The sequence below is a fragment of the Cohnella nanjingensis genome (assembly GCF_014212125.1).
Classification (GTDB): Bacteria; Bacillota; Bacilli; order Paenibacillales; family Paenibacillaceae; genus Cohnella; species Cohnella nanjingensis.
Window position 1 is genome coordinate 17,241 of sequence record NZ_JACJVP010000036.1, and the last position, 26,229, is coordinate 43,469.

Consider the following 26,229-nt stretch of genomic DNA (forward strand, 5'->3'; position numbering starts at 1 on the left):
GGAAAGCGCGGGGGACGGGGGGAGAACGGTTCGTTCTGCCGCTTGGGAGCGTTTTGGGAGCGGTCTCCGCTAATCTTCGACAAGTGCGGACAAAAGTCCGATGCGTATGTCGAGGGGAGAGCGATCGATGAAAAGAAAAAGCAGATTCCGCCCGCTGCTCGCAGGAGTGGCGCTCGCGCTGGCGCTGCAGCCTGCGGCGGCCGGTTGGGGGACGGCCAAGGAAGCGAAAGCCGCCGCCGCGAAGGAGTGGCGGGACGTCGGAACCTTCGGGGCGCAGTCTGCCACCCAGGATGCCATGTTGGCCTTTGCGGAGGGTTCCCTGTGGTTCGCCAGGACGAGCGCGGAACGGCTCTTCGTAGACCGTATGGAACACGGAGTCTGGACGCGGGAGAGCGAAGACGACCATGTGGCGGAAGGGATGAGCGAGTTCGATCTCGAAGTCGCGCCCGGGGTGCGCCCCTCGGTGGCCTATTATGACAAGTACAGCCGGGAGATCGTCGTTCGGCAGCAGCAGGCCGGCGGCAAAGCGTGGTCCGCGGTCGGCAGTCCGCTCCCGTCGATCGGACCGGGCAGCAAGCCGACGATCGCATCCGATTCGTCGGGCCGGATCTGGCTGGCGGTCAGCAATTCGAACAATGGCGGCAGGGCGACGGTGAGCGCGCTGGAAAACGGCGCCTGGAGCGGCTTGGAGGTCGTCTCGGGCGGCGATGCGTACATGCCGGCGATCGCCGTAGATGCGCAAGAGCAGCCGGCTGTCGCCTTTTTCGACGTGGCTGGCGGCTTTTACAATCCGATCGTGAAGTCGCGCTCCGCAAGCGGCGAATGGCGCGATATCGGGTCGCTCGATCCGTGGGGCTTTTACACGGATTTGCAGGCGGCGTCCGACGGCAGCCTGTATTTGTACTACAATAGCGGCAACGGGACGAACAACCAAAACATCGTCTGGCACCGCAACGTCGCGGGCGATTGGAGCCGGATCGGTCAATTTCCGGGGTACTACGGGAAAATGGCGATTGATCCGACCGACGGCCATCCGGTTCTGGCCTATCGAGAAACCTACGACCCGGGAGGCTGGCTGCATGCGATCAAGTGGGACGGTACGTCGTGGAGCGAGATCGGTTCTCTCGGCATTCGGGATTACGCTTACGTCAGGCTGATGCCCGTCGCCGTCGGAGACGACGGAACGCCCTATCTCTCGTATACGGATGCGGAAGGGAATTTTCACGTTGCCGCGTATGCGGATTGGACGCCGCCGACGCTCGAGGAGACGCTGCCGGTATACGGAGAAGAGAATTTCGATCCGCGCGATAACCTCCAGCTGACGTTCAGCAGGCCCGTGACGGGCGTGGCCGGCAAGACGATCTCGGTTTGCGATCTGCACGATCAGTGCGACGACATCGATGCGACCGGAGACAGGGTGACAATAAACGGCGCGACCGTGGAGATCCGACCGGACGGTCAATGGCCGGAAGGGGCGACGCTGAGCGTGGCGATCGAGGCGGGGGCGTTCCTGGACGCCAACGGCAGCCCTTACGCGGGGCTTTCCGCGGGCGACTGGCGCTTCACGTTGAAGGTTCTTCCGAAGTCGCCCGGCGCGCCGTCCGTTGCGGCGAACCCGCTGGACGGCGGGGCGGAGGTGACCGTCGTTCCCGGCGTGGACGGCGCGTGGTCGGTCACGAAATATCGGGTCCTTGTCTACGACGCGCGGGCGGAGAAAGTGAAAGAACTCGAAGCCGACGCGGATCCGGAGCAGCCGATGAAGATGGTCGTGGAAGGGTTGGAGAACGGGAAAGCGTACTTGTTCGGCGCCCGGACGCAAAATGCGAACGGCTGGTCCGCCGAGTCCGAACGGACCGATCCCGTCATTCCCCGGGGCAAGCCGCTGCCGCCGCGCCAGGTCGCCGCGACGGCAGGGTTCGAGTCGGCGACGGTGACTTTCGAATCGCCGGAGAACGACGGCGGCAGCGAGATCGACCTTTATCGGGTTCGGTTGGTCAAAGATGGAATCGAAGTCGCGACCGCCGATCTTCCGGCGGATCAACTGACCTATTCGTGGGAGCAGTTGGAGAAGGAAGCCGAGTACGCCGTCCAAGTCGCCGCGGGCAATGCGCAAGGCCTGTCCGACTTCGCGTCGGCGACCGTCGTGCCCTACGGCGCGCCGGATACGCCGACCGGCGTGACGGCGGCTGCGGGCGACGGGAAGGCGACGGTGACATTCTCGGCGCCAGTCCGTGACGGCGGCTTGCCGATCCAAGGCTACGCCGTAACGGCGTGGGCCGGCGATGTGGAAGTGAAGACGCTCGCGAGCGAAGGCGAGTCGACGACCGTGACGGTGGACGGGCTGACCAACGGCACGGCGTATACGTTCACGGTGAAGGCCTTGAACGCCAAAGGCGAGTCAGAGGCGTCCGCGCCGTCGAACGAGGCGACGCCGTCCGCGCCGGACACGACGACCGTGCCGGATGCGCCGACCGGCGTGTCGGCCGCAGCCGGAGACGGCCGGGCGACCGTGACGTTCGCGGCGCCGGCGAATGACGGCGGCTTGCCGATCCAAGGCTACGCCGTGACGGCATGGGTCGGCGATGCGGCAGCGAAGACGATCGAGAGCGAAGGCGAGTCGACGACCGTGACGGTGGACGGGCTGACCAACGGCACGGCGTATACGTTCACGGTGAAGGCCTTGAACGCCAAAGGCGAGTCGGAGGCATCCGCGCCGTCGGCACCGGTCACGCCGGCAGCCGGCACGGGAGGAGATCCTGGCAGCGGCAGCAATCCTGGCCCCGGCCCCGGCAGCGGGGGTGGCAGCGGCGCTGGTACGCCTCCACCAACCGATCCCGGACAAGCTTATGCGACGGCCAAAGCCGGAAGCCTCGCGCTCGGCACGCTCCCGGTTCGCTTGGAGAAGAATGCGCGTGGAGAGCTCGTGCAGACGCTGACCGTCTCGGACGATTGGGTCCGGGAAGCCATCGCCAAGCTGCGGGCGGCGGGGCTCGCGTCGCTGGACATCGCGCTGAACGACAAGCCGGCGCAGCCGGACCTGCGCGTCGTCCGGCTGTCGGCCGCCGCGTCTACCCTGCTCGCGGATGCCGGCATCGCGCTCGGCATCCTCGCGCCGGAAGTCGGCGTCAAGATGCCGTCGGCTTCCCTGCGCGGCGCGACCGCGCCGATCGAGTGGGAGCTGCGGCCGTTGCGCGGCGATGCCGCCGGACGTTCCCTCGCGGCCCGCGCCGCCGCTTCGCCGGACGTCGTCGCTGCGGCGGGAAAAGGAACCGTTCGCGCGATCGGCGCGCCGGTCGATATCCGCACCACCCTCCAGGGTCGCGCGATCGAAGTGACGCTGCCGCTCGGCCCGCTCGGCCCGTCCGGCCTGACCGGGCTGCCGCGGGATACCGGCGTCTACATCGAGCATGGCGACGGCAAGACCGAGCTCGTGCAAGGCCGTATCGCCGCGCTGGGCGACCAATCCGCGATCGCGTTCGACGTCGACCGCTTCAGCACGTTCGGAATCGTCGAGATCGCGGGCTGGTCCGACGCGGCAGGCCAAACGGTGCATGACACGGGCACCGCCTACATGAGCGGTTATCCGGGCGGGACGTTCAAGCCAAACGCGGGCGTGAACCGGGCCGAGATGGCCGTTATGCTGACGAGGCTGCTGGGCGCGGAAGATCCGGGCGCGTCAGCGGGGTTCCGGGACGTCGCCCCGTCCCATTGGGCGGTCTCGGGCATCTCGGCGGCGGCTGCGCGCGGATGGATGAAGGGATATCCCGACAGCAGCTTCCGTCCGGACGCGAAGCTGACGAGAGCGGAGATGGCCGCGCTGCTGGCGGCCCTCGCTCCTAGGCAAGGCGAAGCGCCGGATCAAACGGATCGCCCCCCGTTCTCCGACATTCGCGGGCATTGGGCCGAAGCGGCCATCCTGCAAGCGCAGCGGAACGGATACTTGAAGGGTTACGCGGACGGCACGTTCCAGCCCGATCGGATCCTGACGCGCGCGGAAGCCGCGGCGATTCTGAATCAGCTGGTCGGACGCGCGCCTGCGCCATCGGATCGGCCCCGCTATACCGATGTGCCGTCAGGACACTGGGCATACGGAGCGATCCAGGCCGCATCCCGGTCGGAATAGGCCATTCTCACAAAAAAGGTACGTGCCTGCAGGCACGTACCTTTTTTAATGCCGCTATACGGGAATCAAGCCGAGCGCAGGCGAACGAAAAACGCGGCGATCGCCGTCTCGGCCGCGCCCATGACGGCGGACCGTTCTCCCAGCTCCGCGTAGAGCAGATGGACGTTTCTTAGATGGAAGTTCAGCGCCCGCCGTTCCACCGTCTCGCGGACGGCGTCTTCCAGCCAGACGCGCGCGCGGCTCATCCGGTTGCCGATGAGGACGGCATTCGGGTTGAACACGTTGACGATGTTCGAGATGCCGACCCCGAGCGCGCGCCCGATCTCGGCGAACATGCCCCGCACCGCCTCGTCGCCGGCTTCGGCCGCTGCGAGCAGCTCGTCCAGGCCGCCCGTATAGCCGGCTTCGGCCGCGCGCTCCAGCAGCGCCTGCTCCGAGGCGTACAGTTCCCAGCAGCCTTGGTTGCCGCAGCGGCAAGGCTTGCCGTTCGCCTCGATCGAGAGGTGGCCCATCTCCCCCGAGAAGCCGGATGCGCCTTTGTACAATTCCTTGTGCAGGATAAGTCCGGTACCGATCCCGATCCCGACGCTCACGTAGACCAGATTCGAGACGCCGCGCCCGATCCCGTACTTCATCTCGCCGATGGCGCCGACGTTCGCTTCGTTGTCGATCATGACGGGAATGCCGAACGTCCGGTTCAGCGCATCCCGCAGCGGCACGTCCCGCCAGTCCATGTTCGGCGCGTACAGGACGGTACCCTGGCGATCCACGAGTCCCGGGACGCCGACGCCGATGCCGACGATCCCGAAGGCGCTGCCCGGCGCTGCGTCGATCAGGCCCTGGATGAAGGGGCGCAAAATCCCGAACACTTCTTCGGGCTGAACGCCGATCAGCGGAAGCGTGCGCTCGGCCACGACCGTCCCCAGCAGATCGGTGAGCACGCCGCGCAGATAGTTGACGCCCAGATCGATGCCGACGGCGTAGCCCGCGGTCGCGACGAATTCGAGCATGACGGGCTTGCGGCCGCCGCTCGAAGCGCCGATGCCGGTCTCGCGGACCAGCTGGTTGTCGATCAGATCTTGCACGAGGCTGGAGACGGTGGCTTTATTCAGCCCGGTCAGCTCGGAGATATTGGCCCGGGAGAGCGGAGCTTCGCGCAGGATCGCTTCCAGCACGATCGCCGTGTTCATTCGTTTGATTAAGGCTTGATCGCCGGTGGTGGTCTTCATGTGGGGCCCTGGCTCCTCGCGTGAATACGTCCATAAATCGAATGCATTCATCATAGCATAAAACTTAGTTTATTGGATAGACAAACTAACTTTGGGGTGTTATGCTGATACCAGAAACGAATGTAACCGAATTCATCCTACTCTCAAGGAGGCAACCGCCTGTCATGAGCTTGTTCCCTAACGTGCCGAAGATTCAGTACGAAGGCCGCCAATCCGCCAATCCGTTCGCTTTTAAACATTACAATCCTCAGGAAGTCGTGCTGGGCAAGACGATGGAGCAGCACCTGCGCTTCGCCGTCGCCTACTGGCATACGTTCAACGCGAACGGCACCGATCCGTTCGGCGCCGGCACCGCGGTCCGCAGCTGGGATCGGCTGTCCCCGCTGGACAAAGCGAAGGTCCGCGTCGAAGCGAACTTCGAGCTGCTCGAGAAGCTGAACGTGCCGTTCTACGCCTTCCATGACGCCGACATCGCGCCGGAGGGCGCGTCGCTCGCCGAGACGAACAAGAACATCGACGCCATCGTCGCCAAGCTGAAGGAATTCCAGCAGTCGACCGGCAAGAAGCTGCTGTGGAACACGGCGAACCTGTTCACCAACCCGCGCTACGTCCATGGCGCCAGCACGTCCAACAACGCCGAAGTGTTCGCTTATTCGGCCGCGACGATCAAGAAGATGCTCGAGGTCGGCAAGGAGCTCGGCGCCGAGAACTACGTCTTCTGGGGCGGCCGCGAAGGCTACGAGTCGCTGCTGAACACGGACATGGGCCTCGAGCTCGACAACCTGGCCCGCATGCTGCATATGGCGGTCGATTACGCCAAGGAGATCGGCTTCGGCGCGCAATTCCTCATCGAACCCAAGCCGAAGGAGCCGACCAAGCACCAATACGACTTCGACGCCGCGACGACGCTGTCGTTCCTGCAGAAGTACGGCCTGAAGGATCAATTCAAGCTGAACATCGAAGCCAACCACGCGACGCTCGCCGGCCATACGTTCGAACACGAGCTGCGCGTCGCCCGCCTGAACGGCGTCCTCGGCTCGATCGACGCGAACCAGGGCGATTACCTGCTCGGCTGGGATACCGACGAATTCCCGACCGACCTGTACTCCACGACGCTCGCCATGTTCGAGATTCTGAAGAACGACGGCGGCATCGGCAAGGGCGGCGTGAACTTCGACGCCAAGGTTCGCCGGACATCGTTCGAGGACGAGGATCTGTTCTACGCGCACATCGCGGGCATGGATTCGTTCGCGCACGGGCTGAAGGCGGCGGCGAAGCTGATCGAAGACAAGGTGCTGGACGGCATCGTCGATGACCGCTACGCCAGCTACCGCGAAGGTCTCGGCGCCGAGATCGTCGCCGGCAAGCACTCGCTGAAGTCGCTCGAAGCCTACGTGCTCGGGCAGCAGCAGCCGATCAAGAACCGTTCCGGCCGTCTGGAGCAGATCCGTCAGACGTTGAACGAAGTCATTTACAGCGTATAAGGATAACGGGTTGAAGCGGGATCCGCGCGCGGCGGGCAAGAGCCCGTATGCGGGCGCGAAGCTTGAGCCGATCGGCATAGACGAACAGCGCGGCGGAGTCCGCGCTGTTCGTCTGATCGGGGCGGCGCGTCCAATCGCCGTCTGCGATCCTATCTACTGTATCCCCAGGGGCAGGCGGCCCTATGCCATGCGGGCAGAGGCGTTCATCGCGCGCGAGGCGCCGCCGCCCTGCCAATCCAAGATCGGGAGGCCTATTGCATGAAATACGTCATTGGCGTCGACCTGGGCACGAGCGCGGTCAAGACGCTGCTGGTCGCGCGGGACGGCACCGTCGCGGCGGAAGCGAGCCGGGAATATCCGCTGTACCACGACAAATCGGGTTGGAGCGAGCAGGACCCGGAAGATTGGGTGAAGGGGACGATCGATGCGCTCCAGGCGCTGGTGAGAGAATCGGGCGCGGATCCGGCCGACATCGAGGGCCTCAGCTTCTCCGGCCAGATGCACGGACTCGTGCTGCTGGACGCGGACAACCGCCCCGTCCGGCGCGCGATTCTCTGGAACGACACGCGCACGACCGAGCAGTGCCGAGAGATCGAGCGAACGCTCGGCGACCGGCTGCTGAAGGTGACTCGCAATCCGGCGCTCGAAGGCTTCACGCTGCCGAAGTTGCTTTGGGTGCGCCAGCAAGAGCCGGAATCCTATGCGAAGGCCCGCTGTTTCGTTCTGCCCAAGGATTACTTGCGTTTCCGCTTGAACGGCCAGATCCGCATGGATCTGTCGGACGCCGCGGGTACGCTCCTGCTGGACGTAGCGGGCAAGCGCTGGAGCGATGAGGTGCTTCGCGCGTTCGAGCTCCCGGCCGATCTGTGCCCGCCGCTCGTCGAAGCCGGCGCGCAGACCGGCACGCTGACGGCCGAAGCGGCCGAAGCGACGGGGCTCTCCGCGGATACCCGCGTCTTCGCGGGCGGCGCGGACAATGCCTGCGGCGCGATCGGCGCGGGCATCCTGAAGCCGGGGCTGACGCTGTGCAGCATCGGCACGTCCGGCGTCGTGCTTACCCATGAGCCGGACGCATCCGCCGACTATGCGGGCAAGGTGCATTTCTTCAACCACGGCAAGGAAGACGCCTTCTACGCGATGGGCGTGACGCTGGCTGCCGGTTACAGTATGAGCTGGTTCCGCAACGCCTTCGCCAAGGGCGAGTCTTACGATACGCTGCTGGCCGGCGTGGACGAGATCGCGCCGGGCTCGGGCGGGCTGCTGTTCACCCCGTATCTCGTCGGCGAACGGACGCCGCATGCGAACGCCGCGATCCGCGCGAGCTTCATCGGCGTGGACGGATCGCATACGCGCACGCACTTCGCGCGGGCGGTCATGGAGGGGATCACCTTCTCGCTGAACGAATCGGTCGATCTGTTCCGCAAGGCGGGGAAGACCGTCTCCACGATCGTCTCGATCGGCGGCGGCGCCAAGAACCCGACCTGGCTGCAGATGCAGGCGGACATCTTCCAAGCGGATGTCGTCTCGATGGAGAACGAGCAGGGTCCCGGGCTGGGCGCCGCGATGCTGGCCGCGACCGGCTGCGGGTGGTTCCCGAGCTTGGACGCTTGCGCCGAAGCGTTCGTCAAGCGGGCGAAGACGTACCGGCCGGACGCCGGACGCGCCGAAAGGTACGAAGCGCTGTTCCGCATCTACCAGCAGGTCTATGCGCAGACCCGCGAGATGAATCAAGCGTTAAGTGCTTTTCGAAGTTAGGTTTTGTTTGGTAAGATAATCGGGAGGGAACTTGTCATTCGTGACCGGTTGCCTCCCTTTTCGAACGCGAGCCTCCTGCTACTCCGGCCGGTAACCGGAAGGAGGCTCTTTCTCATGAGAGCGAAGAGACGAAGGGCGGCGGGAGCGATGGGAAAACGGAACGGCGGCGGTCGGCAAAAGTCGGCGCTGGTCACGGGGGCGTCGAGCGGATTCGGACTGCTCGTCTCCGTGCGACTGGCCGAGCAGGGCTGGCTCGTCTACGCGGGCTTGCGCGATCTTGGGCGCGGCGACGCGCTACACGCGGCCGCGGAGCAAGCGGGCGTTAGCGCCAGGGTGCGGCCGATCGCGCTCGACGTGACGAGCGAGAGCCAAGCGCGCGCGGCCGCGGAGACGATCGTGCGGGAGGCGGGGGCGATCGACGCGCTCGTCAACAACGCGGGCTTCGCAGCCGGCGGCTTCGTGGAGGAAGTGCCGCTCGCCAAGTGGCGCGAGCAGTTCGAGACGAATCTGTTCGGCGTCATCGCGGCGACGCAAGCCGTGCTGCCCGCGATGCGCCGGCAGGGCGGCGGACGCATCGTGCTGGTTAGCAGCGTGAGCGGGAAGATCGGCTTCCCGTCGATGGGGCCGTATGCCGCCTCCAAGCACGCGCTCGAGGGGCTGGGCGAGACGATGCGGCTCGAGCTCGCGCCGTTCGGCATCGCGGTGAGCCTGATCCTGCCTGGGCCTTACAAGACCGCCATCTGGCGGAAGGGTCTGTCCGGGGGAGCGCCCCCGGACGAAGCCTCCCCGTATGCCGCCTATTACGCCAGGCTTCTGCCGCAGATCGAGCGTTCGGGCGCGAACGGGGGGGACCCGGACCTCGTCGCGCGGACGATCGTCCGGGCGCTGACGGCAGCCCGCCCGAAGCTGCGCTACCTGCCGAGCCGCGCCGAATATCGGACGCTGGCGGCCAAGCGTTTCCTCCCGTGGCGCTGGATCGAGGCGGCCGTCCTGAAGACCGTCGCCCCGCGCGGGCGGGATTGATCGGCTGGGGAGGCCGCGGCTCGCCAGTGCGTCCGTCCCGCCGCTGTAACGATACTTTTTATCGTTACAGCGTGCTAGAGCGTCCGTCCCACCGCTGTAGCGATACTTTTTATCGTTACAGCGTGCCAGAGCGTCCGTCCCGCCGCTGCAGCGATCCTTTTTATCGTTACAGGGTGCTAATGGACGGCCTCTTAGTCGGAACGCGCAGCAACCGACGGCCGGGGTTTGCCGTACATAGATCATAACGACAGCGCATGCACGGAAGGAAGGAGTGCGAACGACATGAACGAACAGAGGCCGCTGATGGAGGTCGAGATTCGGGAAGCGGGCTACGAGTCCGGGAAGCCGATCTTGCGCGATGTCGCTTTTGACATCCGTCCGGGCGAGCGAGTCGGATTGCTCGGTCCGAACGGAGCGGGCAAGAGCACGATCATGAAGGGACTGCTCGGACAGCTGCCGCATTGGCGCGGGACCGTCGCTTGGCCGGGACGGGGGGAGGCGGGCGTGCGCCAACGCGAGATGTCGAGCCGGATCGCCTATATCCCGGAGCAGCCGATTCTCTACGAGCGCTTCACGCTATGGGAGCATCTGCAGCTCGCCGCGGCGGTATCCGGCATCTCCGAGGCGCAGCTTCGGGAGCGATCGGCTCCGCTGCTCAGGCGGTTCCGACTGGACCGCGCCCGGCACGACTATCCTATTCGGTTCTCGAAGGGGATGCAGCAGAAGGTCATGCTGGTCGTCGCCTTCCTGCTCGAGCCGGAGCTCTTCCTCGTGGACGAGCCCTTCATCGGCTTGGATCCGGCTGCCGTGATGGAGCTGCTCGAAGCGCTCGACGAGGAACGGCGGCGAGGCGCCGCGGTGCTGTTGACGACGCACGTGCTCGACTCCGCGGAACGGTTGTGCGACCGGTTCGTGCTCGTCCATGCGGGCGGCGTCGCGGCCAAGGGAACGCTTCCGGACATTCGCGCCGCTGCCGGCAGCCCGGACGGGACGCCGCTCTTCGATTGCTTCCGTGCGCTGACGACCGAGGGAACCGGGTCTTGAGCGGCGGTCGGATGAATCCGATGCTCCTGACGCTCGAGCGTATCGTCTCCTTCTGGCGCAAGGTGTGGAAGGGTTGGCGGCTCGTGCTGGATTGGACGGTGCTGCTGTACATCGTGCTGCCTGCCCTATGGATCGGAGGCGGCATCTATACGGAGTCGATGAGACAGCCGCCCCCCTGGGTCGACATGATCCCGGCGACGACGCCCATCCTCGTACTCGCGGTAACTTTGCTGCGCGGTCGGCTGCGGACGTTCGCCGAGCCCGGCGACGGCCTGTTCCTGCGGAACAATCGGTCGTGGACCGCCCGGATGATCGCGGTGGGGTTCTTCTACACGCTGGCGGCCCGCCTTCTCACGGCCTTGACGGTAACCGCGGTCATGCTTCCGCTCGCTACGTCGCGTCTCGGCTGGACCGACGGACAATGCCTGATCCTGGCCGTCTCGTCCGCGCTTTTGGGGTTCGTATGGACGCTGGCGAGAGACCGGGTGGAGCGCCGATGGACGGGCTGGCGGCGAACGGTAGCCAATGCGACGGCGCGCATCGCGGTGCTGGCAGGATGGGGATTCGGGACGGGCTTGCTGTTCCAGGCGGGGCGACCGCTGCTGTATGCCGATGCGGTGCTGGTCCCTCTGGCGATCTGGCTCGCCTGGCGGAGATTGTCCGCGTCCGGCGCGTTCGCCCACGAAGTGGACGTCGAGCGGGACGCCTATGCGGCCTGCGTCCGATGGATCCTCATGGAGGCGGGCGAAGTCGTGAATCCCCCCTCGACGAAGCGGCCGCTGCTGTTCCCGAAGTCGGGCAGGCTGTTCCGGCGCAGAGAAGCGAGGCAGCGCGTGGCGGAGCTCTGGCTGCGCGCCACGCTTCGCGATCCCAGCATGGTGCGCAGCTTGCTCGTTCTGACCGGAGCCGGCTCGGCCGCCGTGTGGCTCTCGCCGGCATGGCTCGCGGTTATCGCCTGGGTCGGGATGGTCGCGCTAACGATCCTGTGGCTGCACGGGCAATGGAATCAATGGGTGACTGAGCGTTATATCGCCCTCTTCGACTGGCGAGATGAGACGCTGCACAAAGGAGAAGAGTCCGGGCGGATGGGCATCGGCCTGCCGATCGCCGCGTTCTGGGGGCTGCTCGTCGGACTGCGTTTCGGCATCCAGCATGGCGGGTATGGGTGGTTGGCCGCGATCGCCGCTCCTGCCGCAGGCTGGGCGATCGCCTGGTTCGCGAACGCGCGGGCGACCGATTGGTACGGCATGCGCGCGCGGGTGAAGGCGCAGCTCGAGGCGGCGCGAAGAACCAAGGAGGCGGAGGCCCATGAAGCCGGATAACCCGGTTCATCTGTTGAATGGAGACGCGGCGGAGGCGGCGCTTAGGGAGACCGGCATCCCCGGCATGCGATTCGTCTGGCGGGAGATCTATACGGCGGGGCCGCTGGCTGCGGACTGGCGCGCGCTGTGGCGGACCGAACGTCGGATGGCATGGCTGGAGACGCGGTACGGCATTCCCCGGGGCGACTTCGTGAGGGAGTCCTTCGTACGCGGCGGCGTGTGGGCGACGGCGATGGCGCTGCATGCGCCGCTAGCGGTCTGGGCGGACCCCGATCTGTTCGACCAGACGATCTTCATGGCCGTCTGCTGGGGGCTCGTCCAGGAGGAAGCGACGAAGCCGGGACAGACGCTGCTGCTCGTGCGTCTGCCGGCCGGATCGCTTGACGCGCTTGCGATGCGAGCCGCTTGGTCGCGGAGGGAGGCGGTCACCCCGGCCGCGATCGGAGCCGCCGCGCGGGCATGGGGAGCCTATGTCTCGGGCGAACCTGCCGCCGTGCGAGATTGGTTGGAGCGGGATGGCGAAGCGCAGGGGTTGTCTGCGCTCGCGAATGCGCTCCGATTCCATCTGTTGCGTTTCCCGGGGGAGGATGGGCTCGGCATCGTCGAGCGGGAGACGCTGCTCGCGTTGGACGAGGCCGCCGAAGAACAGGCCGGACAGGAATCGAAGCGCCCGGGCGCGGGGCTGACCGCTCTCGCGCTGTTCGGTCGGGTCGCCCCTCGCGTACCGCTGTTCGGCTTGGGCGATCTGCAGTATTGGCGCTGCCTCGAGCGGCTGGCCGAGTCGGATCCGCCGCTGGTTCGCGTCATGACGGCGAGCGGGGCGGCGCGCGCCCTCCCGCCGCGGCTGCCGCGGCTGCATGACGACATCGCCATGTGCGAAGCGCTGCGCTACCAGCTGACATCAGCCGGACGCGAAGTGCTGGACGGCGTGCGCGTCGCGCCGTCCGGCACGACCGAGTGCGGGATCTCCGGCTGAACGGCAGCCGCCTTACGCCTGTCATACATGTTGTACGCGGCTGCCGGAAATGTTAAAGGCGGAAGCTTAAGACCAAGACAGGGAGAGATGCGCGACATGAATCATCACGCGGCTTTGATGTTTCGGTTTCCGCAGGAGAACAACGCCCGCCTCGCCTACGATACGCTCGAAGAGCTGGGCTACGAGCCGCATCTGCACGAAGGAGGAAGGCTCCACATTCATATCGTGAACGAGGACCTGACGTCGGCGCTGGAGATCGTGCAGAGCTTCGGGGGCGAGCTGATCGAGCAGGCGCCGGCCGAGGAATCGGCGATCACGTCCGAAGCCTACGGGTTGGACTGCATTCCGATCCCGGCCCACCTCGTGAACGAGGACGGATACGATGCCCCCATCCATGCCGTGCAAGAAAGGGATACGGACGGGAGCGGGCGAAGATTCGAACCGGACGACGGGTCGTACGATCACTTCGAAGCCAGATAACGTCTCGCCCCAGCCAACCCCAAACGAAGAGCAAGACAGGCCGTTCCGGGCCGTCGGCCGCGGCTGACGGTTCCTTGGCGTCCGGCGCTTCGCGGCACCTTCCGGTTGCCCAAGCCGCCTGCCGGCTCGCGCGATCAGCCCCTTTTCCCGCCTTATCCGAACAAGCCTTCAAAAAAAGCGCTTGCATCTTTCCGGGCGATTGATCTATAATGAACCCGAAACGTTTTGGAAAGGTGTTTGCACATGGCTACCATAAAAGACATCGCAAAACAAGCAGGTGTTTCCGTCACTACGGTATCCAGGGCACTCAACGGCTACGACGACGTCAACGAGGATACGCGCAAGAAGATCAAACGAATCGCGGAAGAGTTGTCTTACAGTCCCAACGCCGTAGCGAGAAGCCTCGTTTCCAAGAAGACGCGGACGATCGGCCTCATCATCTCCGATATCAACCGCGCGGGCGCGAAGGACGCGTTCGCCTATGAAGTGTTGTGCGGCATCAACGACAGAGCCGGGGACCTGAACTACGATCTGCTGCTGTTCAGCACGAATCCGTCCAAACAGATGGAGAAGTCGTACACGGCGCTGTGCAAGGAGCGGAACGTAGAAGGGGCTATCCTCTCCGGACTTCGGCTCAACGACCCGTACCTTCAGGAAGTCATCGACCAGAACTCGTTCCCATGCGTGCTCATTGACATTCCGAAAACCGGAGACAACGTCGCCTACATTACGTCGGACAGCCGGATCGGGGCGGGGATGGCCGTTCGCCACTTGCTCGACGGCGGACACCGCCAGATCGCGATGATCAACGGACACGATCAAGCCTTCGTGAGCAAGGAGCGCCTGGCGGGATTCCAGGATGCGCTTGAGGAAGCGGCACTCGCCCCTCGACCGGATTGCGTCTACGACGGGTCGTTCACCGAAGACGGGGGCGCCGAGGCGATGTACCAGATTCTGATCCGCCATCCCGAAGTGACCGCCGTATTCTGCGCCAGCGACCTGATGGCGCTCGGGGCGCTGCGGACGCTGGAGCGGATGGGGCGCAAGGTGCCCGAGGACATGTCCGTTATCGGCTTCGACGATATCAGCATCGCCGCGTACTGCTCGCCGAAGCTGACGACGATCCGCCAGGACAAGTACGAGCTGGGCTATCAAGGCGCGCAGCTGCTGATCGACATGCTGGAGAACCGGACCGACAACCGCAAGATCATGCTGAATAATCAACTTATCGTACGTGAAAGCACGCGGCCTCTCGCAAAGTGAACCGCGTTTTCTCGGGCGTTGATCCGAAACGTTTTGGCTTCGGATTTTCTTTTATCCTATTTCCGAAACGTTTCGGATAAAGTTGGCTGCAAATATAAAAAACACCAGGAGAGAGAAACATATGGACTACAGAGTCATTAAGAACAACGATGTCTTCCTTATGACCGACCACCACGGCGACATCCCCGGGGGCGATTCGCAGAGCGGCTTATACATGAGGGACACCCGATTCCTCAGCGAGATGAAGCTGACCCTGAATGACAAGCGGCCCGTATTGCTCTCCTCGGCGGCGGACGAGAACTACATCGCCCGTATCCGGCTGACGAACGAGCATATGGAAGAGCAAGGAAATGTGCGTCTGTGGCGGGAGTCGGTCGAGCTCATTCGCGAGCGCTTCATCAGCGACGACGTGCTCTACGAGACCGTCGCCCTGAAGAACTACTCGACGACCGCGCTCGCGTTCGACCTGAAGGTATCGTTCGAGGCGGACTTCGCGGACATGTTCCTCGTCCGGGGATTCCAACCGGCGGAAGAACTGGGCAAGATCACGGCCCGCAGCGCGGATAAGACGCATTGGCACGCCGCCTATCAAGGCGCCGACGGCGTGAGCAAGCAGACGGACATCCACTGGAGCGTCGAAGCGGATAGCGTCTCCGAGCGCGGAGAGTTCGGGTTCGCGATTCGTCTGGCGCCGGCCGAGTCCAAGCAGATCACGTTCACCGTGTTCCCTTCGATCGACGGGAAGCGGGGAGCGGCGAAGACGAAGGAAGCGGCGCTGGCCGACCTGAAGCAATCGTACGAAGAGTGGACGAAAGACAGCATGAAGGTGTCCAGCGACAATCCGGTGCTTAACGGGCTCTACGAACGGGGCGTTCAGGATCTGCGCGTTCTGCTGACGGACTTCGGATACGGTCTGTTCCCGGTCGCGGGATTGCCGTGGTTCGCGGTGCCCTTCGGGCGGGACAGCTTGATCGCCGCGCTGCAGATGCTGCCGCTAAGCCCGGAGATTGCCCGCGGAACGCTGAAGATGATGGCCGCCTACCAGGGAGAGGAAGTCAATCCGTGGAAAGACGAGCAGCCCGGCAAAATTATGCATGAGCTGCGCAACGGGGAATTGGCGAAGTCCGGTCAGGTGCCTTTCGCTCCGTACTATGGCAGCATCGACTCCACGCCGCTGTTCGTGCTGCTCGCAGCGGAATACGCGCACTGGACGGGGGATACGGACACGATCGCCGATTTGCTACCGGCCCTTCAGAAAGCGCTTACGTGGATCGATCAATACGGCGATCGCGATTCGGACGGATTTGTGGAATACTTCCAAGAGTCGTCCAAAGGCATCGCGAACCAAGGCTGGAAGGATTCCGCGGATTCCGTCATTCACGCGGACGGCCGATTCGCGGCGGCGCCGATCGCCCTGGTCGAAGTGCAAGGGTATGTGTACCAGGCGAAAATCCGGCTGGCGCCGATCGCCGAACGGCTCGGACTCGCGGAGCTGGCGGGCAGGCTGCGGACGGAAGCCCAGCGGCTGCGGGACGCGTTCGACTCCGCCTTCTGGATGGAGGACGAATCGTTCTACGCGATCGCGCTCGACGGGGACAACGCGCAGGTCCGTTCCGTAACGTCCAACCCCGGCCATCTGCTCCTGAGCGGCATCGTGCCGGCGGATCGGGCGGCAAAGGTCGCGGAGCGGCTGGTGGCGCCCGACATGTTCAGCGGCTACGGCATTCGCACCATGTCCAGCGAAGCCACCGGATACAATCCGATGAGCTACCACGACGGCAGCATCTGGCCCCACGACAACGCGATGGCGCTGCTCGGCATGAGCCGGGCGGGATTGGGCGAAGAGGCGGCCAAGGTCGCCGGCGGACTGCTGAAGGCCGCGGGACGGTTCGAATACAACCGCCTGCCGGAGCTGTTCTGCGGGTACGACGAGTCCGTCGGCTACCCGGTGTCCTATCCGGTCGCATGCTCGCCGCAAGCTTGGGCGGCGGGCACCTCCGTCACGCTCGTGCAGACGATGCTCGGGGTATGGCCCGACGCGCTGAATCGTTCGATCCGGCTCCAGCCTTATCTGCCGGACGGCGTAAACCTGCTGCGGGTAGCGGACCTGCCGGTCGCCGGAGGCAAACTATCCGTAACGCTGCGCCGCGAGCGCGAATCCGGCGAGATCCGGGTCGACGTCGCGGAGAATACGACCGGCTGCCGAGTCGAGATTGCCGGCGCGGCGGCAGGCGCAACCAGGAATTGAACGAGACGGGGATGACGGCCGCCGCGGCAGCCTTCCCGGACGGTACCTCCGGTTCCGCTGCCGGCGATCGCTCATTTCCCATCCGTTTGATTATATAGATGCACACATTAAAAAAGGGAGGAAGATCAGTATGAAACGCAAAGCAACAGGCACGGCTGCACTCCTGCTTTCGGTTATGATGTTAGCTTCCGCTTGCGGCGGCAATTCGAACAACGGCAAAGGGGAATCCGCTTCTCCGTCCGGTTCGGCATCCCCATCTACCCAAGCCTCCGCTTCTCCCGAAGCCTCTCAAGAACCTGTCGAAGTCACGCTGGCCGGCTGGGGCGCCTCGCCGGAAGAGCAAGCGCTGCTGCAGCAGGTGCTGGATGAGTTCCAAGCCAAGAACCCGAACATCAAGGTGAAATACGAAGTCATCGCCGATCAATACATGGACGTCATCAAGACGCGCCTCATCGGCAACGAAGCGCCCGACGTGTTCTACCTGGACGCTTTCGAAGCGCCGGGCCTGATCGAGAAGGACGTCCTGGAGCCGCTCGACAGCTACGTGACCGACGACTTCGATCTGGGCGACTTCGAACAGCCGATGGTCGACGCCTTCAAGGCCAAGGACGGCAAGATCTACGGCTTCCCGAAGGACACTTCGACGCTCGCGCTGTTCTACAACAAGAAGATGTTCGCGGACGCCGGCATTACCGCGCCTCCGGCGACTTGGGACGAACTGCAAGCCGTCTCCGAGAAGCTGACCAAGAAGAAAGGCAGCAAAGTCGAAGTGTACGGACTCGGCCAAGCGCCCGAACTGGCCCGCCAGATGTTCATGATCAACGCGTTCGGCGGCAAGCTCGCGGACGACCAAGGCATGGCGGCGTTCGATACGCCGGAAGCGCTTAAAGGACTTCAACTGATCGTGGATCAGCACCTCAAAGCAGGCACGGCAGGTCAACCGTCCGACGTCGGCGCCGGATGGGGCGGCGAGATGTTCGGCAAGCAGCAGGCGGCTATGGTGCTGGAAGGCAACTGGGCGATCCCGTACTTGCAATCGAACTTTAAGGATCTGGACTTCGCTACCGCAGAAGTGCCTACGGTGAACGGCAAGAAAGGCACGATGGCCTTCACGGTCGCTTATGTCATGAACAAGCAATCGCAGCACAAGGAAGCCGCATGGAAGCTGCTGTCCTACCTGACGGGCAAAGAAGGCATGAAGACTTGGACCAGCAAAGGCTTCGCGCTGCCGACCCGCAAATCCGTATCCGCAGAGCTCGGCTATGACAAGGACGCGCTGCGCGGCGCGCTGGCCGCAGGCAGCTCTTACTCGACGCCTTGGCAAGCGGGCGCTACGCTGCCTACGATCATGACCAACTTCAACAACCAATTCATCGCGGCGTACACGAACAAGTCTTCCTTGGCGGATGCCATGAAGAAGGGCCAAGAGACCGCGAACAAAGAGATCAAAGCGGGACAATAACCGCGCTTTGCGCCCCAGGCGCCGTCCGGGCGCGCCGCGTCGCCAGACGCGGTCCGCCCGCCGAACGGCGCCGCCGGTTGGCGCGAAACGAGTGAAGCCGCAAAGCCTTCGGCGTTACGGCTTTAGTCGTTTTGACGTCCCAACGCGGCTTCAAGATTTCTCAAATCATGGAAGGAGACAAGAAGGCTTATGGCTAATCCGGGAGGCAAAAGAAGGTTGAAGGAGGCCATGGCGGGTTACGCGTTCATGTCCCCCGTCATCTTGATTCTCGGCTGCTTCTTGCTGCTGCCGATCCTCTATGCGATCTTCCTGTCGCTGCACAAGGTGAATCTGCTCGGCCACGTCAGCTACAAATTTACCGGGACCGCGAACTTCGAGCGCATGATAGACGATCCCCGGCTGTGGATCGCGCTCCGCAACACGGCCAAGTACGCGCTCATCGTCGTGCCTTGCCAGACGTTCCTGGCGTTGGTGCTGGCCGCGATCCTGAACATGAAGCTGCGGTTCCGCAACTTCTTCCGCGTCGCTTATTACCTGCCGACGGTTACCTCCTCGGCGGTGCTGGTGCTGATCTTCATGTGGATCTACAACCGCAACGGGCTGCTGAACTACCTGCTCGAAGCGGTCGGCCTGCCGACCTACAACTGGCTGGGCGATCCGACCGTCGCGCTGTTCGGCATCATGATCATGAACATCTGGTCGACGGCGCCGCTGTTCATGGTGATCTATCTGGCCGCGCTGCAGGACATTCCCGATTCCCTGTACGAGGCGGCGGAGATCGACGGGGCGAACGCTTGGCAGAAGTTCTGGCGCATCACGGTGCCCCAGCTGCAGCCGGTTACGTTCTACGTCCTCGTCATGGGCATCATCGGCACCTTCCAGCTGTTCGACCAGTCGTATATCTTCTCGGGCGGGTCGGGCGGACCGAACAACGCGACGCTCACGATGGTGCTGCTCATCTACCAATACGCGTTCAAGAACATGGATATGGGCTACGCTTCGGCGCTCGCCTTCATGCTGGCGGTGGTCATTATGCTGATTACGCTCGTCCAGCGATTGATATTCAAAGAAGACAAAGCGAATTAGGAGGGACCCCGGATGGGACCGAAAGCACGGCGGTTCAAGCCGCTCGTCTACATTCTGCTGGCCGCTTACGCGGTCGTTACGTTCATTCCCTTTCTATGGGCTTTATCCGCTTCGTTCAAATCGCTGCCCGAGATCGTAGGCGGGGGCATGGACATCATCCCGAAGCACTTCACTTTCGACAACTACCGGACGATCTTCAAGCAGGAGCCGCTGTTCCCGCGGTGGTTCCTGAACAGCGCCATCATCGCGCTGTCCGCGACCGTGTTCAATCTGCTGTTCAACTCGATGGCGGGCTATGCGCTGGCCCGCATTAAGTTCCCGGGCAGCACGCTGATGTTCTACGCCATCCTGGGCATGATCATGATCCCGGGGCAACTGACGATTATCCCGAGCTACTTGATCATCAAGTATCTGGGCTGGCTGAACAGCTACCAGGCGATCATCGTGCCGATGGCGGCGCAGGCGACCTATATCTTCATGATGCGGCAGTTCTTCATCAACTTCCCGAAGGAGCTGGAGGAAGCGGCGGAGCTGGACGGTCTCGGACGGATGGGCATGTACTTCAGAGTCGTCCTTCCGCTCGCCAAGCCGGCGCTCGCCGCGCAGACGATCTTCATCTTCATGGGCGCCTGGAACGAATTCCTCAAGCCGCTCATGCTCATGTCGGACAAAGCGATGTTCACGCTGTCGCTGGGCCTGAACACGTTCAAGGGGCAGTACATCAGCTTCTGGAACTACATCATGGCGGCCTCGATCATCATGACGCTGCCGGCGCTGCTAATCTACATCTTCTTCAACCGCTTTTTCGTCAAAGGCATCACGTTCACCGGCGGCAAATAAGCCCCGCGCGAACGGCAGGTCTATCGACAAAGCGCCCCGTACCGGTTGTCAGCCGATATGGGGCGCTTTTTTAAGTCATACTGAATTTATAAGTTGAGCGCCTATTCATTTCTGTATGACCTCCGATAAAAACGTGCCGCCATCATCCCTGAAGACGGCGGAGCCGTTTTTACTTGCGTCTCAGAAAGTATAAGTTTCGCCTATCCTTTGCTGATCCGTCCCCGATAAAAACGTGTCGCGCTTGGAAAGACGCTAAGCCGGTTCTACTGTGAAAATGCACTGCCTTAAGCAGGCATTTTCATCATAGCCTGCATATCAAGGCGCGCTATTCGCCGCAGCAACGATACTGTAATCGTTACAGTGTAGCCAACAGACTGAAAGAGTTGTAAATGTACCACTTTTTTCGCCGTTAACGTCGCCCAAACAAGAAAAAGTTGCAAAGGTACCACTTTTTCGGCCGGTTTTCGCTCGTTCGGTACTTTTGGCCCAAATAAGTTGTACAATTACAAGTCCTTCCCACCCTAACGCCAAAATGGGTAAAATAAGTTGTACTTTTGCAAGTTCGTGCTATCTCGATGCCCATATGGCCTGATCAATTGCCTTCGGCGCCGTCGACTGCCGACGACGCGAACGCGGAAGCCGCCGCCGCCGTGCCGGCCGCGTGGCCGGTGGCGAAGGCGGCCGTAATATTGTAACCGCCGGTATACCCGTGCACGTCCAACACCTCTCCGCAGAAGAACAGCCCCGGCATTCGCTTGGATGCCATCGTCCGCGGATCGACCTCCTTCACGTTCACGCCTCCGCCGGTGATGAACGCTTCCTCGATCGAGAGCGTGCCCGTCGCCGATACGGGGAAGCTCTTGCAGAGCGCGGCCAGCGCGGCCCACGCCCCCTTCGACACGCCTGCGACGACGGCTTCCGGATCGAGCTCCGCCTTGCGCAGCGCAAGGGGCACCATCCGCTCCGGCAGCTTCTGCCGGACGAGCGTCTTGACCGCCTTGCGTGGCTCCTCCCTGGCGGCGGCCATCCAGGCCGCGGCGAGCTGCTCCTCGGATTCGCCGGGGAACAGGTCGATCGCCACCGTTGCCGGGCCTTTGCCCTGGCGCAGCGTGCGAACGACGAACTGGCTGCAGCGGAGCGCCGCGGGACCCGACAGCCCGAAGTGGGTGAAGATCATGTCCCCCTCGTGCGCGATCGCGGCTTTGCCCCGACCGTCCAGAACGGTGAGCCGCACTTCCCGCAGCGAGAGGCCCTGAAGCTCGCGGTCCCGGATCCAGGGCTCGTCCGACGTGATCGGCACCTCGGTCGGATACAGCTCCGTCACCGAATGGCCGGCCAGCTCCGCCCAGGCATAGCCGTCGCCCGTCGAGCCCGTGTGCGGTACCGACTTGCCCCCGGTCGCGACGACGACCGCGCCGGCCGCGATGCGCTCTCCCGACTTCAGCTCCACGCCCGACGCTCTGCCGCCGTCGAACAGCACCTGTCCGACCGCCTGGTTGACGCGGATACGGACGTTCAGATCCCGGACCCGGTTCACCAGCGTGTCGACGACCGTCTTCGCCTTGTCCGTCACGGGGAACATCCGCCCGTGATCTTCTTCCTTCAACGCGATGCCGAACGATTCGAACAGCTCGATGATCTCCCGGCTGCCGAAGCGCGACAGCGCGCTGTGCAGGAACCGGCCGTTGCCGGGCAGGAAGCGGATCAGCTCAGCCGCGTCTTTGTTGTTGGTGACGTTGCAGCGTCCGCCGCCCGAGATGCCGAGCTTTCGCCCGAGCTTGTCGCCTTTGTCGAGCAGCAGGGTGTCGGCTCCGCTCTCCGCGGCCGCGATGGCCGCCATGAGGCCGGACGGTCCTCCGCCGACGACGATAACATTTGGATTCATGATTCATCACGCTTTCTGACTTGGTAGTGTAAGATGAATGTTGCTGCAAATATTTCCCATTCGTGTTCCTTTTATTGTCAAGGCTTGATAGATGTGCTTTAATCGAAATAATAGACGGAACACGGTTGACGAGGACGGACGAATAGCGGGAGGACTACCCGTGTGGCATAAATTGCTGCTGCAGATTCTGATCGCGCTGTTGCCGATCGGAACGTTTCAGATTTGGTTCAACCGCCCAGCCAAAATGCGACAGATGCCTCTATTCCTCGGCGCGGTCTGCGGGTTGTCGATGCTTCTCTGCATGTACTATGCGATGGATTGCAACCAAATCATGTTCGAGCTTAGCTTCGTTCCGTACATCATCGGCTCGCTATACGGCGGCATCCCCGTCGCCGCCGTGCTGAGCGCGCTGTTTCTCGTCGTTCGTTTGATCCAATGCGCCTCCTCGGCGGAGAGCGTGATCGGGCTGTTGATCTTCTTCCTTATATTCATTCCCATTCTATTCAAGTCTATCATTCCTTTTCAAGGCGCGTCCCGCGATCGCAAAATAATAATCGCATACCGGTTCTGCGCCTTCATGCTCGTCGTCGACATCGTCGCGGTCGGAAAAGTCTACCTGAGCGGCGCCACCGCGCATCCGGACCATACGCTCTTGATGGTTGGCGTCTATGCGGCCGTATTCTGCGTCGCGACCGTTCTCTCGGTCTATTACGTCGATCTGGGCGTCGAACGCGTGCAGCTGCAGGTGCAGCTTCGGGAGGTGTCGATCAAGTACCGCAACGAAGTCCGCCGTCTCCAGCAGTTCATCGACATCGCGCCGCTCGTGGTCGTCTTCATCGACCGCCATGGGCGGGTGTCGCACGTGAACGAGCTGGCGCTCAAGCTGACGCAGCTCGATCCCCGGGAGATCGTCGGCCATTCCTACAAGACCGTGCTTCGGCTGCTGGACGGCGACGCGGTCGTCCGATCGGTCGATCGCGTGCTGAACGGGGCGGACCCGGTGGCGGAGGTCATCAAGATTCAAGGCCGCACCTTCTATACGACCGCTTGTCCGATCTGGGAAGTGTGGATGCAGAAGATGGAGGGCGTCCTGTTCATCGCCCACGACATGACCGAGCTGCAGCGGCTCAAGGACGAAGTCGACAAGATGGAGCGGCTTAGCCTGGTCGGTCAGATGGCGGCCAGCATCACCCACGAGATCCGCAACCCGATGGCGGTCATCCGGGGCTTCGTTCAGCTGCTGAACGAACGCAGTCCGCCGGCGCAGCAATCCTACTTCCGCATCGTGCTCGAAGAGCTGGACCGCGCGAACGCGATTATCAACGACTTCCTCTCGCTCGCGCAGAACCGCATCGTCGAGAAGGAGATGAGCAGCCTTCACGACGTTCTGAACGACATGATGCCGCTCATCTGGGCCGACGCCAACATGCGCGGGCAGACGGTCGATTTGGCGCTCAGCGAGGATACCGGGCTGCTGGAGCTGAATGTAAAGGAGATCAAGCAGCTCGTCCTGAACTTGGCGCGCAACGGCATGGAAGCCATGCACGACAAAGGCGTCTTGCATATCTCGACGCAGGATCTGCACGATCGGGTGCTGCTCCGCGTCTCGGACGAAGGCGTCGGCATTCCGCCCGAGAAGCTGGAGCGGCTGTTCGAGCCGTTCTTCACGACCAAAGCGCAAGGGACGGGGCTCGGCCTGGCGCTGTGCCTGAGCATCGTCGAACGGCACCACGGCAAGATTCAGGTCGAGTCGAAGGTGGGAGAGGGCACGACCTTCCTCGTCTCCTTCTGCAAGACGGGATTCGATTGCTGGTAGCTTCGGCCGCATAAAGGAAAGGAAGATCGCTCACACTAGGCATGACTCATCCAGACAAGGAGGATGCTCCCATGCCCAAGCCGCATAGCGCACCAGCCGAACGCAAGGCAGGAGCCAAGGCGAGACCCGACCGTCAGCCAGAATCCCCGGGGTACGACAAGAAACTGGACGGCCCGAATCGTCCGTCAACCTGAAGCCGTGACCGAGAAACGTCCGCAGCGGACGGCCGATAACGCCGGCTATGAGCGCGTCGTTCCGGCGCCCGGGCGAGACGATCCGACGCTAGATCCCTTCGAGATTGCGTTCAGGCAGGACTTCCGCGACAACCCCGGACCGCGGGATCCGTTCGTCAACGCGCATGGCGCGGTGATCGGCGATCACGAGTACGAATCACCGCGATCCCCGCTCGAGCAATGGAGCCGCGATACCGATCCGGCCGTCATGGCCGGCGAGCAGTGGGTGCATCCTTACAGGGACATCGGTTTCCGCACGCCCGAGAACCGCGATTTGTTCGAGAACGGCATCCTGCCGTCGCCCGACCGCTTCATGCACCCGAGCCACCGGACGGCCGACCCGGACGGCTGGGCGGACGAGGACGCAGAGGGCGCGAGGAGCGCCGAAGGCGCCGAAGGATACTACGATTATTTTCCCGTGCCCGAGGTGCTTGACGAACCCTAAGGCGACGGGCTGCCGCTCGCGATTCCGCCGCTTCTCCATCAGACAAGCCCGTCTTCGCCGGACGGGCTTGTCTATTTTGACGGTTGCCGAATCATCGCGTTATAATAGAATGAAGCGGCAACACCGCCAACTCGGAACGATGGAAGCGAGGTTGTTTAACATGTCAATGTCTTTCGAAAGATATATGCTGGACATGGTCCAGCCGATGCGGGACGATCTGACCCGGATCGGAATCCAAGAGCTTCGGACGCCAGAGGAAGTCGAAGCGGCGATCCCCGAAGCGAAGGGAACGACGCTGGTCGTCATCAACTCCGTCTGCGGCTGCGCGGCGGGCCAATGCCGTCCCGGCGTCGCTCAGGCGCTGCAGCACGACGTGCTGCCGGATCACCTGTACACGGTATTCGCCGGTCAGGACAAGGAAGCGACCGCCAAGGCTCGCGAGTACTTCGCCCCATACCCGCCGTCTTCCCCGTCGATCGCCCTGCTGAAGGACGGAGAGCTCGTACACTTCATCGAGCGGCATCAGATCGAGAACCGCAGCGCCGCGGACATCGCAGCGGACCTGACGGGCGCGTTCGATCGCTTCTGCCGTTAATCATCGACCACCCGCGGGTTTGGCAGACGAACCGGCGGGTGTATTATTATCTGGGGCCGTCCGCCTAGGCGCGCCTCCTTACATAAGAACGGAGCGTGAATGACGATGAGCTTGCAACAGGACATCATCGCCCTGCTGGGCGTCAAGCCGACTATCGATCCCGAAGCCGAGATCGCGAGACGCGTAGCATTCCTGAAGGATTACGTGAAGCAGGCCGGCGCGACGGGGCTCTTGATCGCCATCAGCGGCGGGGTAGACAGCGCCGTGGCCGCGGGACTCTGCAAGCGCGCGACCGACGAGCTGTCCGCGGAGACGGGCAAGGAATATATGACGCTCGGCGTGTTCCAGCCTTATGGGCAGCAGGAAGACATCGCGCACAGCTACGCGGTGGCCGAGGCGTTCAACCTGACGCACAAGGCCGAGACCAACATCGAGGAAGCGGTCGACGAGATCGCGCTCGAGACGGAGCACGCCTTGAAGTCGATCGGATTCTCCCGCCACATCAGCCGCGGGGGCAAGGGCAACGTCAAGGCGCGCACGCGCATGGTCGTCCAGTACGCGCTCGCGTTCGACCTGAACCTGCTCGTCGTCGGGACGGATCACGCTTCGGAAGCGTTGACCGGCTTCTACACCAAGTGGGGAGACGGCGCCGTCGACATCACGCCGCTCAGCTCGCTGAACAAGCGTCAAGTCCGCCAGCTCGCGCGGGCGCTGGGCGTGCCCGCCGAGGTCATCGACAAAGCGCCGACCGCAGGCTTGTGGGACGGCCAGACGGACGAGACCGAGCTGGGTGTCTCCTATGAAGCCAATAGCGACTATCTGGAGGGCAAGGAGATCGATCCGGCCGCCCGGGAGACGCTGGAGAAGCACTACCTCCGCACGCAGCACAAACGTCAGGCCATTCCCGGCATCTGACGGGA

20 protein-coding genes are annotated in these 26,229 nt (G+C 63.3%); 17 read left to right on the forward strand and 3 right to left on the reverse strand.

Annotated elements, in window-relative coordinates:
- Positions 1-127 precede the first annotated feature (127 nt).
- The gene (locus tag H7C19_RS21495; RefSeq protein ID WP_185671120.1) at positions 128-4,123 is read left to right on the forward strand and encodes a fibronectin type III domain-containing protein; all 3,996 of its coding nucleotides are present in this window, start codon (positions 128-130) and stop codon (positions 4,121-4,123) included.
- Between the two features lie 65 nt (positions 4,124-4,188).
- Here H7C19_RS21495 and H7C19_RS21500 read toward each other — a convergent pair whose 3' ends face one another.
- Complete coding sequence (locus H7C19_RS21500) at positions 4,189-5,352, reverse strand: ROK family transcriptional regulator (protein ID WP_185671122.1); 1,164 nt, start codon at positions 5,350-5,352, stop codon at positions 4,189-4,191.
- A 164-nt stretch (positions 5,353-5,516) separates the two neighbouring features.
- On the opposite strand from H7C19_RS21500, the gene xylA reads away from it, so the two are divergent.
- The 12 genes from xylA to H7C19_RS21560 all read left to right on the forward strand — a co-directional run bounded on the left by xylA (position 5,517) and on the right by H7C19_RS21560 (position 20,335).
- Positions 5,517-6,836 carry a xylose isomerase gene (gene xylA / locus H7C19_RS21505; RefSeq protein ID WP_185671124.1) on the forward strand — a complete coding sequence of 440 codons (1,320 nt, stop codon included), beginning with the start codon at positions 5,517-5,519 and terminating at the stop codon, positions 6,834-6,836.
- Positions 6,837-7,094: 258 nt separating this feature from the next.
- Positions 7,095-8,591, forward strand: coding sequence for a xylulokinase (gene xylB, locus H7C19_RS21510; RefSeq protein WP_185671125.1), 1,497 nt, complete (start codon positions 7,095-7,097; stop codon positions 8,589-8,591).
- Between the two features lie 114 nt (positions 8,592-8,705).
- A complete protein-coding gene (locus H7C19_RS21515) occupies positions 8,706-9,614 on the forward strand; it encodes an SDR family oxidoreductase (RefSeq protein WP_246469647.1) in 909 nt (302 codons plus the stop codon).
- Between the two features lie 282 nt (positions 9,615-9,896).
- Positions 9,897-10,658, forward strand: a complete 762-nt coding sequence (locus tag H7C19_RS21520) for an ABC transporter ATP-binding protein (RefSeq protein ID WP_185671127.1) — start codon at positions 9,897-9,899, stop codon at positions 10,656-10,658.
- Positions 10,659-10,669: 11 nt separating this feature from the next.
- On the forward strand, positions 10,670-11,980 hold the full coding sequence (locus tag H7C19_RS21525; RefSeq protein WP_185671128.1) for an ABC transporter permease: 1,311 nt from the start codon (positions 10,670-10,672) through the stop codon (positions 11,978-11,980).
- Positions 11,967-12,956 carry a hypothetical protein gene (locus H7C19_RS21530; protein ID WP_185671129.1) on the forward strand — a complete coding sequence of 330 codons (990 nt, stop codon included), beginning with the start codon at positions 11,967-11,969 and terminating at the stop codon, positions 12,954-12,956. Before H7C19_RS21525 ends, H7C19_RS21530 begins: the two co-directional genes overlap by 14 nt.
- 96 nt (positions 12,957-13,052) lie before the next feature.
- On the forward strand, positions 13,053-13,436 hold the full coding sequence (locus H7C19_RS21535) for a hypothetical protein (protein ID WP_185671130.1): 384 nt from the start codon (positions 13,053-13,055) through the stop codon (positions 13,434-13,436).
- 225 nt (positions 13,437-13,661) lie between these two features.
- Entirely contained in the window at positions 13,662-14,699 is a 1,038-nt protein-coding gene (locus H7C19_RS21540) for a LacI family DNA-binding transcriptional regulator (protein ID WP_185671131.1), read from the forward strand.
- A 121-nt stretch (positions 14,700-14,820) separates the two neighbouring features.
- Positions 14,821-16,947, forward strand: coding sequence for an amylo-alpha-1,6-glucosidase (locus H7C19_RS21545; RefSeq protein ID WP_185671132.1), 2,127 nt, complete (start codon positions 14,821-14,823; stop codon positions 16,945-16,947).
- A 130-nt stretch (positions 16,948-17,077) separates the two neighbouring features.
- Complete coding sequence (locus tag H7C19_RS21550; RefSeq protein ID WP_185671133.1) at positions 17,078-18,409, forward strand: ABC transporter substrate-binding protein; 1,332 nt, start codon at positions 17,078-17,080, stop codon at positions 18,407-18,409.
- Positions 18,410-18,598: 189 nt separating this feature from the next.
- Positions 18,599-19,495 (forward strand): carbohydrate ABC transporter permease, encoded by an 897-nt coding sequence (locus tag H7C19_RS21555; protein WP_185671134.1) that lies wholly within the window; start codon positions 18,599-18,601, stop codon positions 19,493-19,495.
- Between the two features lie 12 nt (positions 19,496-19,507).
- Positions 19,508-20,335: a carbohydrate ABC transporter permease gene (locus H7C19_RS21560; protein ID WP_185671135.1), complete on the forward strand. Its 828-nt coding sequence runs from the start codon at positions 19,508-19,510 to the stop codon at positions 20,333-20,335.
- A gap of 284 nt (positions 20,336-20,619) precedes the next feature.
- On the opposite strand, the gene H7C19_RS21565 is transcribed toward H7C19_RS21560, so the two are convergent.
- Together H7C19_RS21565 and H7C19_RS21570 are read right to left on the reverse strand one after the other, a co-directional pair.
- Positions 20,620-20,838: a hypothetical protein gene (locus tag H7C19_RS21565; protein ID WP_185671136.1), complete on the reverse strand. Its 219-nt coding sequence runs from the start codon at positions 20,836-20,838 to the stop codon at positions 20,620-20,622.
- Between the two features lie 89 nt (positions 20,839-20,927).
- Complete coding sequence (locus H7C19_RS21570; protein WP_185671137.1) at positions 20,928-22,220, reverse strand: BaiN/RdsA family NAD(P)/FAD-dependent oxidoreductase; 1,293 nt, start codon at positions 22,218-22,220, stop codon at positions 20,928-20,930.
- 160 nt (positions 22,221-22,380) lie between these two features.
- Here H7C19_RS21570 and H7C19_RS21575 point away from each other — a divergent pair, with 160 nt between their 5' ends.
- From H7C19_RS21575 to nadE, 4 genes are all read left to right on the forward strand, one after another.
- Positions 22,381-24,036: a two-component system sensor histidine kinase NtrB gene (locus H7C19_RS21575; protein ID WP_185671138.1), complete on the forward strand. Its 1,656-nt coding sequence runs from the start codon at positions 22,381-22,383 to the stop codon at positions 24,034-24,036.
- Positions 24,037-24,234: 198 nt separating this feature from the next.
- Complete coding sequence (locus tag H7C19_RS21580) at positions 24,235-24,714, forward strand: DUF3905 domain-containing protein (protein ID WP_185671163.1); 480 nt, start codon at positions 24,235-24,237, stop codon at positions 24,712-24,714.
- A 160-nt stretch (positions 24,715-24,874) separates the two neighbouring features.
- Positions 24,875-25,309 carry a BrxA/BrxB family bacilliredoxin gene (locus H7C19_RS21585; protein ID WP_185671139.1) on the forward strand — a complete coding sequence of 145 codons (435 nt, stop codon included), beginning with the start codon at positions 24,875-24,877 and terminating at the stop codon, positions 25,307-25,309.
- Positions 25,310-25,414: 105 nt separating this feature from the next.
- On the forward strand, positions 25,415-26,224 hold the full coding sequence (gene nadE, locus H7C19_RS21590; protein ID WP_185671140.1) for an NAD(+) synthase: 810 nt from the start codon (positions 25,415-25,417) through the stop codon (positions 26,222-26,224).
- Positions 26,225-26,229 lie beyond the last annotated feature (5 nt).

Coding starts and splice junctions, on each gene's coding strand:
- H7C19_RS21495 (WP_185671120.1), top strand. CDS start 128: ATGAAAAGAAAAAGCAGATTCCGCCCGCTGCTCGCAGGAGTGGCGCTC.
- H7C19_RS21500 (WP_185671122.1), bottom strand. CDS start 5,352: ATGAAGACCACCACCGGCGATCAAGCCTTAATCAAACGAATGAACACG.
- xylA (WP_185671124.1), top strand. CDS start 5,517: ATGAGCTTGTTCCCTAACGTGCCGAAGATTCAGTACGAAGGCCGCCAA.
- xylB (WP_185671125.1), top strand. CDS start 7,095: ATGAAATACGTCATTGGCGTCGACCTGGGCACGAGCGCGGTCAAGACG.
- H7C19_RS21515 (WP_246469647.1), top strand. CDS start 8,706: ATGAGAGCGAAGAGACGAAGGGCGGCGGGAGCGATGGGAAAACGGAAC.
- H7C19_RS21520 (WP_185671127.1), top strand. CDS start 9,897: ATGAACGAACAGAGGCCGCTGATGGAGGTCGAGATTCGGGAAGCGGGC.
- H7C19_RS21525 (WP_185671128.1), top strand. CDS start 10,670: ATGAATCCGATGCTCCTGACGCTCGAGCGTATCGTCTCCTTCTGGCGC.
- H7C19_RS21530 (WP_185671129.1), top strand. CDS start 11,967: ATGAAGCCGGATAACCCGGTTCATCTGTTGAATGGAGACGCGGCGGAG.
- H7C19_RS21535 (WP_185671130.1), top strand. CDS start 13,053: ATGAATCATCACGCGGCTTTGATGTTTCGGTTTCCGCAGGAGAACAAC.
- H7C19_RS21545 (WP_185671132.1), top strand. CDS start 14,821: ATGGACTACAGAGTCATTAAGAACAACGATGTCTTCCTTATGACCGAC.
- H7C19_RS21550 (WP_185671133.1), top strand. CDS start 17,078: ATGAAACGCAAAGCAACAGGCACGGCTGCACTCCTGCTTTCGGTTATG.
- H7C19_RS21555 (WP_185671134.1), top strand. CDS start 18,599: ATGGCTAATCCGGGAGGCAAAAGAAGGTTGAAGGAGGCCATGGCGGGT.
- H7C19_RS21560 (WP_185671135.1), top strand. CDS start 19,508: ATGGGACCGAAAGCACGGCGGTTCAAGCCGCTCGTCTACATTCTGCTG.
- H7C19_RS21570 (WP_185671137.1), bottom strand. CDS start 22,220: ATGAATCCAAATGTTATCGTCGTCGGCGGAGGACCGTCCGGCCTCATG.
- H7C19_RS21585 (WP_185671139.1), top strand. CDS start 24,875: ATGTCAATGTCTTTCGAAAGATATATGCTGGACATGGTCCAGCCGATG.
- nadE (WP_185671140.1), top strand. CDS start 25,415: ATGAGCTTGCAACAGGACATCATCGCCCTGCTGGGCGTCAAGCCGACT.